We start from the raw sequence: 12854 nt of genomic DNA, 5'->3' as shown, positions 1-12854 counted from the left end.
CCCTGTTCGTACGAGACGTTGCTCGTCCCCCGGACAAAAACCAGCGTATGCGCCGGCGGTACCGTGTGCGGGGGGCTGTGGATAACCATGAGGAGCGCCCGAAATGCCGCACACCGCCGTACTGCTCGCCGCCGTATCCGAGGAACAGGGCCCGGGGGCGACCCTCCGGATCGTCCTGCTGGCCTCGATCGTCGGAGCGGTACTGCTCGCCTGGTTCCTGTTGCGCGGATACCGCAACAACGACGACAACGACTGAGTCGGCGTGAGCGTGCCCGGAGGCCCCGCATACGATGTGCCCGACGTCTTCCTTCCGACTCACGATCGATAGGTCCTGCCGAAGATGAGCCTCACGAGCACCGCACACCAGCTGGTCACTCTCGCCTCCGAGGGTGGCGAGGGCGGCAACCACGAAAGCCTCAACCCGTACCTCACCGGCGGCGGCGCTCTGCTCGTGCTGCTGTTCCTGCTCTGGGTCACCACCCGCTTCAACCGCGACCGCTGAGGCAGAGGCGTACAGCTGTGCCAGTAGGCTCTGCACGCATGGGAGAGCAGGAAGTGCCTTCCGGCCCCGGCAAACGCCGCATCGGCGTCATGGGCGGGACATTCGACCCTATTCATCATGGACACCTGGTGGCGGCCAGTGAAGTGGCCGCCCAGTTCCATCTCGACGAGGTCGTGTTCGTCCCGACCGGGCAGCCGTGGCAGAAGAGCCACAAGACGGTCTCCCCGGCCGAGGACCGCTATCTGATGACGGTCATCGCCACCGCGTCCAACCCGCAGTTCTCGGTCAGCCGCAGTGACCTCGACCGTGGCGGACCGACGTACACCATCGATACGCTGCGGGACCTGCGCGAAGCCCACGGCGACGCGGACCTCTTCTTCATCACCGGCGCCGACGCGCTGTCCCAGATCCTCACCTGGCGCGACGCGGAGGAGCTGTTCTCGCTCTCCCACTTCATCGGTGTGACCCGGCCGGGTCACGTGCTCACGGACGACGGACTCCCCGAGGGCGGCGTCTCCCTCGTGGAGGTGCCCGCGCTGGCGATCTCCTCCACGGACTGCCGTGAGAGGGTCGCGCAGGGGGAGCCGGTCTGGTACCTCGTGCCGGACGGCGTGGTCCGCTACATCGACAAGCGCCAGCTGTACCGCGGCGACTGAGCCACGGAGAGGGGCACCGGTGAACGACCGACAGAACCCGTACGACCACGAGCCGTACTACCCGCAGCCGCAGATCATCGGCTACGACGAGTACGGCCGGCCGGTGTACCAGCAGCAAGGGCAGCAGCAGGGCCAGGAGCAGTACGACCCCTACGCCGCCCAGCAGGACCAGGGGCAGGCGCAGAACCCGGGCCGGGGCGGCCAGGGGCAGGTGCCGGACGCGGGGCACGGATACGACCCGTACGGCCAGTCCCAGCAGCCCCAGGCCCAGCCCCAGGCCCAGCCGTACGACCCCTACGCGGGCCAAGCCGGCCAGGGCGCCGACCAGGGATACGGCCAAGGCGCCGACCAGGGATACGGCCAAGGCGCCGACCAGGGATACGACCAGGGTTACGGATACGGGGGCTACCCCGACCACGGCTACGCCACCGGGCAGCAGCCCGCCGCCGTGGACACCGGCCAGCAGTGGAACATCCCGCACCAGGGCACCGCCCCCGCTCCGGAACAGGCACCGCAGCCGGCCGCGCGGCCCGAGCGCGAACAGGCCCCCGAGCGGGAGCAGGCGGCCGGCGCGGACCCCGCCGTTCCCGGGCAGCGCGGCCCCGCACCGGACTACCGCACCGAGCAGTTCTCGTTCATCGAGGAGCCCGACGAGGACTCCGAAGACGTCATCGACTGGCTGAAGTTCACCGAGAGCCGCAGCGAGCGGCGCGAGGAAGCGCGGCGCAAGGGCCGCAACCGGATGATCGCGCTGATCGTCGTCGCCGTGCTCGTGGTCGTCGGCGGCGTCGGGTACCTCTGGTCCGCCGACATGCTCCCCGGCCTCTCCGGCAAGGAGGAGAAGAAGGCCGTCGCCGCCGGTGCGCAGCAGCGCGACGTGATCGTCGTGCACCTGCACAACACCAAGAAGGGCGGCACCTCGACGGCCCTGCTCGTCGACAACACCACCACCGAGCAGGGCACCACCGTCCTGCTGCCCAACACCCTCGCCGTCGCCGGCGACGACGGCTCCACCACCACGCTCGGCAAGTCCGTCGACGACGACGGCAGGACCGGCACCCGGGAGTCGATCGAAGCCCTCCTGGGCACGAAGATCAGCGGTACCTGGCGGTTGGACACCCCGTATCTGGAGATCCTCGTCGAGCAGGTCGGGAACATCGAGATGGACACCGACATCGATGTTCCCGACGCCAAGAAGGGTGCCGCTCCCCTGGTACGGAAGGGGGAGGCGCAGACGCTCAGCGGTCCGATGGCCGTCGCGTACGCCACCTATCTCGCACCCGGGGAGGCCGAGGCCGAGCAGCTGACACGGTTCGGGGAGGTCATGCGCGCGGTGCTGCGCAAGATCTCGGAGGATCCCAAGGCCGCGACCGTCACCGTGGAGACGCTGGCGCAGGTCCTGGACCCGTCGCTGCCGGAGAAGGACCTCGGGGCCTCGCTCGCCAAGCTGGCCTCGCGCGCCAAGGTCGGTGACTACAAGACGGCGATGCTGCCGGTCCAGGACGACGGCACCCTCACCGACGCGGCCACCCGCAGCGTCGTCAAGGACATCCTGGGCGGCACGGTGAAGGCTCCCGAGGAGGGCGCGCCCCTCCGGGTCGCCGTCCGCAACGCGACCGGGGACGCGCGCGTCGGGGAATCCGCCCGGATCACGCTGGTCAACGGCGGCTACGCCTTCGTGGACAGTGGCAAGGCCAAGGACGAGGCCAGGTCCGTCGTGCTCTACCGGAGCGCCGAGGACAAGGAGAAGGCCACGGAGGTCGCCAAGACCCTGGGGCTGCCCGCCGGTGCGGTGAAGAAGGGCGAGCCGGCCGCCAACGCCGACGTGTCCGCCGTACTGGGACAGGACTACAAGACCGGCTGATCGTCGGCGGGAAGGGTTGTCGGCGGTCCGTGAGACCCTAGAGGTTGCATCCGACCGCCGACGAAAGCCTGCATGTGACCGCCACGGACCGCTCCATCGAGCTCATCAACGCCGCCGCTCAGGCGGCAGCCGACCGGCTCGCGCACGACATCATCGCCTACGACGTCAGCGATGTGCTGTCGATCACCGACGCCTTCCTAGTGGCCTCGGCCCCCAACGACCGCCAGGTCAAGTCGATCGTCGACGAGATCGAGGAGCGGCTCCAGAAGGAGCTCGGCGCCAAGCCGGTGCGCCGTGAGGGCGACCGCGACGCCCGCTGGATCCTCCTCGACTACGTCGACATCGTCATCCACGTCCAGCACAGCGAGGAGCGCGTCTTCTACGCGCTGGAGCGCCTGTGGAAGGACTGCCCGGAGATCGCCCTCCCCGAGGACGCGATCAAGACCCGCGGCAAGGCCGAGGAGCATGCACAGCTCAACGGCAGCACGGAAGGTGACCGGAGCTGAACGGCAGCCGCAGCGGCAGGGGCCGCAAGATCGTCCTGTGGCGTCACGGCCAGACCGCGTGGAACCTGGAGCGTCGCTTCCAGGGCACCACGGACATCGAGCTCACCGACGAGGGCGTCGGGCAGGCCCGCCGGGCCGCCCGGCTGCTCGCCTCGCTGAAACCCGACGCCGTCGTCGCCTCCGACCTCCGGCGGGCGGCCGCCACGGCCGCCGAGCTCGCGGCCGTCACCGGTCTCACCGTGGCCCATGACGCCGCGCTCCGGGAGACGTACGCGGGCGACTGGCAGGGCCTGACGCACGTGGAGATCGTCGAGCGGTACGGCGAGCAGTACGCGGCGTGGAAGCGCGGTGAGCCGGTGCGCAGGGGCGGTGGCGAGCTGGAGACCGAGGTCGCCGACCGGGCCGCGCCGGTCGTCCTGGAGCACGCCGAGAAGCTGCCCGTCGACGGCACGCTCGTCGTGGTCAGCCACGGCGGCACGATCCGGACGACGATCGGCCGTCTGCTGGGCCTGGAGGCGCACCACTGGGAAGGGCTCGGCGGGCTGTCCAACTGCTGCTGGTCCGTCCTGGGTGAGGGTGCGCGCGGCTGGCGCCTGCTGGAGCACAACGCCGGCACGCTGCCGGAGCCGGTGCTCGGCGACGACGACTAGACGTCTCCCAGGACCGCTCGGACGCTGTTCGCGGGCCGTCCCCGGGCGGCTCCGGCCGGATTTCACTTTCCGGCAGGTCACAGGCTAAAGTTCTTCTTGTTCGCAGCGCGGAAACGCAGGGAAACACAGTGAACAGCGGGGCTATAGCTCAGTTGGTAGAGCGCCTGCATGGCATGCAGGAGGTCAGGAGTTCAATTCTCCTTAGCTCCACAATCAGGATCCCGTCCCCGTCTGGGGGCGGGATCTTCTGCGTAGGGGCGTGAAGTGGGCTGACCCCCTTGCGGGGTCATGGCAGAATCGGAGCGCCGGAGGGGGCGACGGACCGATCGGGAGGGAGCGCGATGCCTGCGAGTCGCAAACACGTCCCCGACCTGCCCCTTGTCGCCGCTCTGCTTCCCGGCTCCGTGAGGTCCGAAGATCCACGGTCCCAAGATCGTCCCCGTCTCGGCTGTCCGTCCTGCGGTTCGTCCCATGTGGCCCAAGTCCTGGGCGACAACGGAGGGGTCTCCTACGTGTGCACGGCCTGCGGCCACAGCTGGAGCTGACTGATGGGTGCACACAGGCGTAAGTGCGACTGGTGCGGCAGCGGTACGCCCATTGTCAGGGACATGGATCCGATCAACCAGGAATACCAGTACTGGTGCGAGGAATGCGCCCGGGCGCTGATCATAAAAGGCGACCCCATCGAGACCTACCGGGAGCTGGAGGGGGAGCCGATCTACGGGCGGCTCCTGGAGGAGCACTGCACCCTCAAGCGGTTCTACTCCTTCGCAACGGCCTGACCGTCTGGCCCTCTGACCTGCGACTGACGGTTCGACGCCCGGGCAAAATCCGGACGTATGCGTGCGAACCGGAAACGATTTGGTGAAGCACCGGGGGGACCGTGTAATGTTCTCGATGTCGCCAAGGGGAACCGGGCGGCAAACAGCAAGGGGCTATAGCTCAGTTGGTAGAGCGCCTGCATGGCATGCAGGAGGTCAGGAGTTCAATTCTCCTTAGCTCCACAGTGAAGAAGCGGACCACCCGGATCGGGTGGCCCGCTTCTTTTGTCCTGTCCTGTCCTGTCCTGCCCGGCCCCCGGCCTGCTCAGCCGCGTCCGCTGCCCAGGGCCCGCCGGTTGACGGCGGGCAGCGCGGGGCGCTGCTCGGCGGCCGGCTGCTCGATCCGCAGCGCCAGGGCGGGGCAGCGTCGTACGGCCCGCTGGGCACGCCCGCGCAGATGCATCGGAACGGAGGCGTCCGCCAGCGCCGGATAGGCGTCCGGGCCCAGCCTGATGAGCTCGGGGACGATGTCCGCGCACAGGCCGTGGCCCTGGCAGAGCGTCCAGTCCACCGCCAGCTTCTCGCCGCTCGGGATCGACTCCTCCAGGTCCTGGTAGCCGGAGGCGGGCAGCGGCAGCACGCCGAGCGTCTCGCGGCCGCAGCCGCCGTCCAGGACATGGGCGGCGAGATCGTCCGTGAACGCCGACAGCGTCGAGAGCAGGAACCGCGCCGAACCGTCCGGATGCTTGCACGCGCCCCGGCCCTTCACGGCCTGGGTCACCTCGCGCAGGGCCTCCAGTGCGGCGGGTCCGCCGCCGTTCAGCACGTCGGAGAGCCCGCCCGCCGCCGCCGGGAGCCCCAGCTTGCACGGGCCGCACTGCCCGGCGGTCTCGGCGGCCAGCCAGTTCGCTATGCGGAGGGACTCCCCGAGCGGACAGGTCTCCGGCCCGATCGGCAGGATCGCGCCCGCGCCGAGCGCGCCCCCCACGGTGGCCAGGGACTCCCGGGATATGACGGCGTTGTGGGAGGCGACCGCGTCGATCCAGTTGCCGTGATAGCCGCCGGTCAGCACGCCTTGGGGGAGCGGCGGAGCGCCGGCCAGCTGCAGGATGTACCGCAGCGGGACGCCGGTCGGCACCTCGACGACCATGGGCCGCGCCACGGCGCCGGAGACGGTGAGCAGGACGGTGCCCGGTTCGTTCGGCAGCCCCGTGTGCCCGTAACGGCGGGGGCCGATCCGGGCGGCGACGGCGAGTTGGGCGTACGTCTCCGCGTTCGACAGCAGGGTCGGGGAGCCGCCGACCCCGGTCTCGGCCGCCCGCTCGCGCCGGCCGGGGGGCAGGGCCGGGCCGCCGTTCGCCGCCCGGATCACCGAGGACGCCTCGCCGGAGACCATGCGCTCCGGGGTGCGGACGACGCGGGCGCGCAACTGCTGGCCGCGCCGGTCGGAGAGGCCGCGCTCGGCCAGTGCCGCGCGTACGGAGACCTCGGTGGAGTTACGGGTGACGGCGACGACCAGCGTGCGCGCGCCGAGCGCCTCCGCGGCCAGCAGGGCCCCGTCCAGGATGAGGTGCGGGGCGCGGTTGAGTAGGACGGTGTCCTTGCGGCAGGCGGGCTCACCCTCGCTCCCGTTGATCACGACGACGGGGCGCACCCCGCGCCGGATGGACGCCTTCGCCACCGCCCGCAGCTTCCTGCCGAAGGGGAACCCCGCACCGCCCCGCCCGCGCAGGGAGACCGCTTCGGCCAACTCGGCCAGCCGCTCGCCGGTCATCGGTTCGAGAGGACCGTGCACCTTCAGGTGCATGGCGAGGTCGAGCCGCTCCACCAGGTCGAAGCCGGTGGTCAGTTGTGGCAGGCCGACGACGCGGACCTCGGGAACGTCGGGGAGGGGGTCGTTCACGGTCGGTCTCCTGCGGGTGCGTGCCAGGGTTCGCCGGCCGGGGGCGCGGAGAACGGTCCGGCCGGCGGTTCGGCGCCGGTGCCGGGGACGGTTGTGTGGTGGGGTTCGGCGGCCGGGGCAGCCCGGTACGGGGTTTCGTAGGAGGCTTCGTAGGAAGGGGTGGGCGTGTTGGCCACCGGGGTGTCGGGCATCGAGGTGCCACCGCCGGGGACGCTGCCATAGGAAGGCGTCGCGTCAGCTGTGCCGTACGCCGGTGTGCCGTAAGGAGACGGCGTACGGAGGGGTGACGCGAACAGCGGTGGTTCCTGCGGGCGCGCGTAGGTGTGCTCGGAGTCCTGCGGGCGGTGGGCCCGTGCGGGTGGTGCGGGGGACGGAGTGGGCCACCTGGCGCCCGGCGGGTGTGAGGCGTCACCGGCCTGCGAGACGGCGCGGTAGCCGGCCGCTATCCCCGGCCCGCCCGCGGGGCGGTCGGCGAGCCGGTCGGAGCTGCGCGGCGGTGGTTCGTGCACCGGGGGCTGGAGCCCGTACAGCGGTTCCGTCGGCGCTTCGTGCGGGGAGTGCGTTCCGAGCGGAGGCAGCGTTTCGTGCGGGGTGTGCGTTCCGAGCGGAGGCAGCGTTTCGTGCGGTGTGTGTGCCGCGTACGACGAGAGCTTTTCGTGCGGTGTGTGTGCCGCGTGCGACGCGAGCGTTTCCTGCGCGGAGTGTGCTGCGTGCGATGAGAGCGGATCGTGCGCGGAGTGCGGCGGGGCGGACAGTGGCATGGGAGGGGGTGTCGGAGGGGACAGCGGCGCCGACAGGGTGCGCGGGCGCACCGGAGTGCCGCGGACCCCCCGGTCCGGCTCGCTCCATCCCGCGGGGTCCCCCGGAGGCGGCTCCCGGTCCCTGCCGGGATCGCGCCCCGCGTCCGGCCGCCCGGACCCGCGCAGCACCGGGTCCGGCGCGTCGAAGTCCGCCTCCGGGCTCATGAGCGCCGCGATCCGGTCGGTGATCCGGCGTTTCGTGGGACGGGGCAGCAGGCGCAGGCACAGGGCGCCGGCGACGCCGGTGAGACAGAGGCCGTACATCACCACGACCCAGGTAACGGGCGCCCGGCCCGCGTACAGGCCGTGGATCAGCGCGGCGCACCAGGCCGGATAGGCCAGGGCGTGCAGGGCGCGCCACCGGCCCGCGATCCCACCCACCTCCCGGGGGGAGCCCAGCGACTGTCCGAGCCGGGTGGCCGTGGGGGAGGGCTGGGCGAAGGCGCTGCGCAGGGCGCCGGTCGCGGCCACGGTGACCATGAGCAGTCCGGCCAGCGAGCCGAAACCGATCAGCGCCGCCGTGCCCGTGACGCCGAGGCCGAAGGGTATGAGGGCGCCGAGCAGGGAGACATGGCCGAGGGCGATCTTCACGGTTCCGTGCAGCAGCAGGAAGCCGAGCGCGGCGACGGCCGTGGCCCGGTGGATGCCCTGGCAGACGATCCGCTGGCGGGTGGAGAGGAACAGCCGGTCGGTGGCCAGCAGGCCCCACGCGACGGCCGCGCTGAGCGATACCAGCGACAGGACGCCGGTGGTGAAATCAAGGGTGGCGCGCAAGCCGTCGCTCCCTGCGACGGCGAGCAGGGGGACGAAAACCAGCGCGGCGACAGTCAGGCCGCCCTGTACAGGCCGACTCATTCCGGGGCTCATGCTGGGGGATACGCGGATCTTGCGATGAGGGTTCATGGGGGCGACTCCGAATAGTTCGGCAAAGCGGTCCCGTTGCCGCATGCTAGGGCGCCCCATACCAACCAGTACGGGCTTTGCTCGGTTGCCCCGATAGAAGTCGGTACGCCGAGTAACCTCCGCTTCCCCGGAGTTACCCCCACCTCCGGGATCGCCCCAGGTCTCCCCGGAAAGCCCACCCGAACCCCGCCGAACGCACACCGCACGCACCCGGAAAGCTCACGCGTCGGCTACTGAGGGCAACGGATGAGCAGGGGGTTCCGGCTCGTGCGCGGCGGGTCCGCCCTCCGGTCACTCCCCGCTCGCCTCCGGGTCCGTGCGGTACCCTGACGCCATGCGTGCCGTACGCCTTCTGCTCAGCGAGCCGCGCTGAAGAGTTCCGACCGGTGAGAACGCCTGGTCGGAGTCAGCGCGGCGTCCCCTCCTGTGCGAGGGGATTTTTCGTTTCCCGGCAGATGACGATCGATGGAGCTTTGAGGATCATGAGCGAGACGAATTCCGCAGCCGAGACGGCCGCGCCGCACCGCTACACGGCGGCGATGGCCGCCGACATCGAGGCACGCTGGCAGGACTTCTGGGACGCCGAGGGGACGTACGAGGCACCGAACCCCACCGGTGACCTGGCGGGCGACCCGGAGCTGGCCGCCAAGCCGAAGAAGTTCATCATGGACATGTTCCCGTACCCCTCGGGAGCGGGGCTGCACGTGGGACACCCGCTGGGCTACATCGCCACCGATGTCTACGCCCGCCACCAGCGGATGACCGGCCACAACGTGCTGCACACCCTGGGCTTCGACGCGTTCGGCCTGCCCGCCGAGCAGTACGCGGTCCAGACGGGCACGCACCCCCGGGTCTCCACCGAGGCCAACATGGAGAACATGAAGGTCCAGCTGCGCCGGCTGGGCTTGGGCCACGACAACCGCCGCTCGTTCGCCACGATCGAGGCCGAGTACTACAAATGGACGCAGTGGATCTTCCTGCAGATCTTCAACTCCTGGTACGACACCGAGGCCGACCGGGCCCGCCCGATCGCCGAGCTGGTCGAGCAGTTCGAGAACGGCACGCGGGCGACCCCCGACGGCCGTGAGTGGAGCGCGCTGAGCGCCGCGGAGCGCGCCGACCTGCTGGGCGAGTACCGCCTGGCGTACGCCTCCGACGCGCCCGTCAACTGGTCGCCGGGGCTGGGCACCGTGCTGGCCAATGAGGAGGTCACCGCCGACGGCCGTTCCGAGCGCGGCAACTTCCCCGTCTTCAAGGCCAAGCTGCGCCAGTGGAACATGCGCATCACCGCCTACGCCGACCGGCTGCTGAACGACCTGGACGGGCTGGACTGGCCCGAGGCCATCAAGCTGCAGCAGCGCAACTGGATCGGCCGCTCCGAGGGCGCCCGCGTCGAGTTCCCGGTCGACACCGCCGGCGGCATCACCGTTTTCACCACCCGTCAGGACACCCTGTTCGGCGCGACGTACATGGTGCTGGCGCCCGAGCACGAGATGGTCGAGCGCATCATCCCGGCCGCCTGGCCCGAGGGCACCCACCCGGTGTGGACCGGCGGCCACGCGAGCCCCGCCGAGGCCGTCACCGCGTACCGCAAGCAGGCCGCCGCCAAGTCCGACGTCGAGCGACAGGCCGAGGCCAAGGACAAGACCGGTGTCTTCACCGGCGCGTACGCGACCAACCCGGTCAGCGCCGAGAAGGTCCCCGTCTTCATCGCCGACTACGTCCTGATGGGCTACGGCACCGGCGCGATCATGGCCGTACCGGCGCACGACGCGCGCGACTTCGCCTTCGCGCGCGCCTTCGAGCTGCCGATGCGCTGTGTCGTCCAGCCGTCGGACGGCCGCGGGACCGACCCCGCCACGTGGGACGACGCCTTCGGTTCGTACGACGTGAAGCTGGTCAACTCCGCCAACGGGGAGATCTCGCTGGACGGCCTGGGTGTCGTCGAGGCCAAGGCGAGGATCACCGACTGGCTGGAGGAGCACGGCGTCGGCGAGGGCACCGTCAACTTCCGGCTGCGCGACTGGCTGTTCAGCCGCCAGCGTTACTGGGGCGAGCCCTTCCCGATCGTGTACGACGAGGAGGGCATCGCCCACCCGCTGCCCGAGTCGATGCTGCCGCTGGAGCTGCCGGAGGTCGAGGACTACTCGCCGCGCACCTTCGACCCGGACGACGCGACCGCCCAGCCCGAGACCCCGCTCTCGCGCAACGCCGACTGGGTCGACGTCACGCTGGACCTGGGCGACGGACCGAAGAAGTACCGCCGCGAGACCAACACCATGCCCAACTGGGCCGGCTCCTGCTGGTACGAGCTGCGCTACCTGGACCCGACCAACGACCGACAGCTGGTCGACCCGGCGATCGAGCAGTACTGGATGGGCCCGCGCGAGGGGCAGCCCACCGGCGGCGTCGACCTGTACGTCGGCGGCGCCGAGCACGCCGTGCTGCACCTGCTGTACGCGCGCTTCTGGTCCAAGGTGCTGCACGACCTGGGCCACATCTCATCGGCCGAGCCGTTCCACAAGCTGTACAACCAGGGCATGATCCAGGCCTTCGTCTACCGCGACAGCAGGGGCATCGCCGTCCCCGCCGCCGAGGTGGAGGAGCGTGACGGCGCCTTCTACCACGAGGGCGAGAAGGTAAGCCGCGTCCTGGGCAAGATGGGCAAGTCCCTGAAGAACGCGGTCACGCCGGACGAGATCTGTGCCGAGTACGGCGCGGACACGCTGCGGCTCTACGAGATGGCGATGGGCCCCCTGGACGTGTCGCGCCCCTGGGACACGCGTGCCGTGGTCGGCCAGTACCGGCTGCTGCAGCGGCTGTGGCGCAATGTGGTCGACGAAAACAGCGGCGAGGTCACCGTCGTCGAAGCGGAGCCCGGTGAGGACACCCTGCGGGCCCTGCACAAGGCCATCGACGGGGTCGGCCAGGACCTGGAGGGGATGCGGTTCAACACCGCCATCGCCAAGATCACCGAGCTGAACAACCATCTGACGAAGGCGGGCGGCCCGCTGTCGCGGTCCGTGGCCGAGCGGCTGGTCCTGCTGATCGCCCCGCTGGCCCCGCACGTGGCGGAGGAGCTGTGGCGACGGCTGGGCCACACCGAGTCCCTCGTCCACCAGGACTTCCCGGTGGCCGACCCGGCGTACGTCGTGGATGAGACCGTCACCTGCGTCGTCCAGATCAAGGGCAAGGTCCGGGCCCGCCTGGAGATCTCGCCCTCCATCACGGACGAGGAGCTGGAGGCTCTGGCCCTGGCGGACGCGGGGGTCGTCGCCGCGCTGGGCGGGGCCGGGATCCGCAAGGTGATCGTGCGGGCGCCGAAGCTGGTCAACATCGTCCCCGCGTGACCCTCCCCGCGTGACGGTCCCCGTCAGGGCCATCCCCTACGGGCAGGTTGGGGGTTCCGCAGGAACCCTCGGCCTGCCCGCTCCGTTTACGGTGGAGAGGGCGACCGGTACCGGCAGCCGCATCAAGATACCGAGGGGCATTCATGGAAGCCGTGATCACGATCCTGGCGCTGCTCTTCGTCGCGTTCATCGCGTTGGGCGTCTACATGACCGTGAAGGCGGTCGGCGCGGCAAAGCGAGGCGTGGACCGCACGATCACCCAGGCCCGTCGCACGGTGGAGGACACCACCCTCCGGGCCAAGAGCTTCGGTCAGCCCGGTGTCGCGGGCGAGCTGGCACAGCTCCGGCTCACCCTGCGCACCTCGATGCGCGCCACCCAGGAAGCCCTGCACGCCGGTGTGGCGGAGGACTCCTCGCTCGCGGAGTCGGTGGGCCTCTTCCGGCGGCTGAGCGCCCACGGTCTTGAGCTGGACGACGAGCTCAAGCGGCTGGAGCGTGAGCCGGACCGGGCGACGGTCGCCGGCCTGCTGCCCCAGCTGAAGGAACGCACGCAGCGGATCACACACTCGGCGGACTCGCTGCGCTGGGCCGCCCGGGACCGGGCGCGGCAGTTCGCCGACGACGGTCTGGACGCGCTGAACGCGCAGATCGACATCGAGGCGGGAGCCCTGCGGCACTGGACCGTGGAGGACCAACAGCCCCAGCAGACCGTGCGAACCGCCTCCCAGAGGCCGGGTGCCGGGGCGACCGGGGCGCGCGACGCCGGGCTGGACCGGCCCGAGCCGACCGCCGGGGCCGGGAAGAGCAGCGCGGCGGACGAGTCCTGGGGGAGTCCGGCCCGGGAGGAGGCCCCGCAGGCGATCACCGCGCCGGACCCGCACCTGCGGACGAAGTACCCGTGGCAGAAGTCCGCCCGGCCGGAGACGACCACCTGACGGCGCGGCCCTCCTCCTGTCCCG

The 12854-nt window shown here is 70.8% G+C and carries 12 protein-coding genes and 2 tRNA genes; 12 read left to right on the top strand and 2 right to left on the bottom strand.

Annotated features, from left to right (window positions below; all coding sequences use genetic code 11):
* Window positions 1–103: 103 nt before the first annotated feature.
* From ACIQAK_RS03675 to ACIQAK_RS03630, 10 genes are all read left to right on the top strand, one after another.
* Window positions 104–256 carry a hypothetical protein gene (locus ACIQAK_RS03675; protein ID WP_366387955.1) on the top strand — a complete coding sequence of 51 codons (153 nt, stop codon included), beginning with the start codon at window positions 104–106 and terminating at the stop codon, window positions 254–256.
* A gap of 84 nt (window positions 257–340) precedes the next feature.
* On the top strand, window positions 341–502 hold the full coding sequence (locus tag ACIQAK_RS03670; protein WP_366387956.1) for a hypothetical protein: 162 nt from the start codon (window positions 341–343) through the stop codon (window positions 500–502).
* Window positions 503–540: 38 nt separating this feature from the next.
* Complete coding sequence (nadD, locus tag ACIQAK_RS03665) at window positions 541–1158, top strand: nicotinate-nucleotide adenylyltransferase (RefSeq protein WP_366387957.1); 618 nt, start codon at window positions 541–543, stop codon at window positions 1156–1158.
* Between the two features lie 19 nt (window positions 1159–1177).
* Entirely contained in the window at window positions 1178–3022 is a 1845-nt protein-coding gene (locus ACIQAK_RS03660) for a LytR C-terminal domain-containing protein (protein WP_366387958.1), read from the top strand.
* 74 nt (window positions 3023–3096) lie between these two features.
* Window positions 3097–3528: a ribosome silencing factor gene (gene rsfS, locus ACIQAK_RS03655; protein ID WP_366387959.1), complete on the top strand. Its 432-nt coding sequence runs from the start codon at window positions 3097–3099 to the stop codon at window positions 3526–3528.
* Window positions 3525–4178 carry a histidine phosphatase family protein gene (locus ACIQAK_RS03650; RefSeq protein ID WP_366388590.1) on the top strand — a complete coding sequence of 218 codons (654 nt, stop codon included), beginning with the start codon at window positions 3525–3527 and terminating at the stop codon, window positions 4176–4178. Before rsfS ends, ACIQAK_RS03650 begins: the two co-directional genes overlap by 4 nt.
* A 137-nt stretch (window positions 4179–4315) precedes the next feature.
* Window positions 4316–4388, top strand: a tRNA-Ala gene (locus ACIQAK_RS03645).
* Between the two features lie 131 nt (window positions 4389–4519).
* The gene (locus tag ACIQAK_RS03640) at window positions 4520–4723 is read left to right on the top strand and encodes a hypothetical protein (RefSeq protein WP_366387960.1); all 204 of its coding nucleotides are present in this window, start codon (window positions 4520–4522) and stop codon (window positions 4721–4723) included.
* A 3-nt stretch (window positions 4724–4726) separates the two neighbouring features.
* Window positions 4727–4960, top strand: a complete 234-nt coding sequence (locus ACIQAK_RS03635) for a hypothetical protein (RefSeq protein WP_366387961.1) — start codon at window positions 4727–4729, stop codon at window positions 4958–4960.
* 149 nt (window positions 4961–5109) lie between these two features.
* Window positions 5110–5182, top strand: a tRNA-Ala gene (locus ACIQAK_RS03630).
* 82 nt (window positions 5183–5264) lie between these two features.
* Here the strand turns inward: ACIQAK_RS03630 and ACIQAK_RS03625 are convergent.
* Window positions 5265–6842 (bottom strand): NADH-ubiquinone oxidoreductase-F iron-sulfur binding region domain-containing protein, encoded by a 1578-nt coding sequence (locus ACIQAK_RS03625; protein WP_366387962.1) that lies wholly within the window; start codon window positions 6840–6842, stop codon window positions 5265–5267.
* Window positions 6839–8497, bottom strand: a complete 1659-nt coding sequence (locus ACIQAK_RS03620) for a hypothetical protein (protein ID WP_366387963.1) — start codon at window positions 8495–8497, stop codon at window positions 6839–6841. Before ACIQAK_RS03620 ends, ACIQAK_RS03625 begins: the two co-directional genes overlap by 4 nt.
* A 530-nt stretch (window positions 8498–9027) precedes the next feature.
* Between ACIQAK_RS03620 and leuS the strand changes: the two genes are divergently transcribed.
* A complete protein-coding gene (gene leuS / locus ACIQAK_RS03615) occupies window positions 9028–11895 on the top strand; it encodes a leucine--tRNA ligase (RefSeq protein ID WP_366387964.1) in 2868 nt (955 codons plus the stop codon).
* A gap of 143 nt (window positions 11896–12038) precedes the next feature.
* Window positions 12039–12830, top strand: coding sequence for a hypothetical protein (locus ACIQAK_RS03610; RefSeq protein ID WP_366387965.1), 792 nt, complete (start codon window positions 12039–12041; stop codon window positions 12828–12830).
* Window positions 12831–12854 lie beyond the last annotated feature (24 nt).

The sequence above is a fragment of the Streptomyces sp. NPDC088706 genome (assembly GCF_044752765.1).
In the GTDB taxonomy this organism is placed as follows: Bacteria; Actinomycetota; Actinomycetes; order Streptomycetales; family Streptomycetaceae; genus Streptomyces.
Note: the sequence above shows the minus strand (reverse complement) of the source record. Positions and strands in the feature narration are given on the sequence as shown.

What these genes read in the sequence shown, in the direction of transcription:
- ACIQAK_RS03675 (WP_366387955.1), top strand. Translation starts at nt 104, where the DNA reads ATGCCGCACACCGCCGTACTGCTCGCCGCCGTATCCGAGGAACAGGGC.
- ACIQAK_RS03670 (WP_366387956.1), top strand. Translation starts at nt 341, where the DNA reads ATGAGCCTCACGAGCACCGCACACCAGCTGGTCACTCTCGCCTCCGAG.
- nadD (WP_366387957.1), top strand. Translation starts at nt 541, where the DNA reads ATGGGAGAGCAGGAAGTGCCTTCCGGCCCCGGCAAACGCCGCATCGGC.
- ACIQAK_RS03640 (WP_366387960.1), top strand. Translation starts at nt 4,520, where the DNA reads ATGCCTGCGAGTCGCAAACACGTCCCCGACCTGCCCCTTGTCGCCGCT.
- ACIQAK_RS03635 (WP_366387961.1), top strand. Translation starts at nt 4,727, where the DNA reads ATGGGTGCACACAGGCGTAAGTGCGACTGGTGCGGCAGCGGTACGCCC.
- ACIQAK_RS03620 (WP_366387963.1), bottom strand. Translation starts at nt 8,497, where the DNA reads ATGAGTCGGCCTGTACAGGGCGGCCTGACTGTCGCCGCGCTGGTTTTC.
- leuS (WP_366387964.1), top strand. Translation starts at nt 9,028, where the DNA reads ATGAGCGAGACGAATTCCGCAGCCGAGACGGCCGCGCCGCACCGCTAC.
- ACIQAK_RS03610 (WP_366387965.1), top strand. Translation starts at nt 12,039, where the DNA reads ATGGAAGCCGTGATCACGATCCTGGCGCTGCTCTTCGTCGCGTTCATC.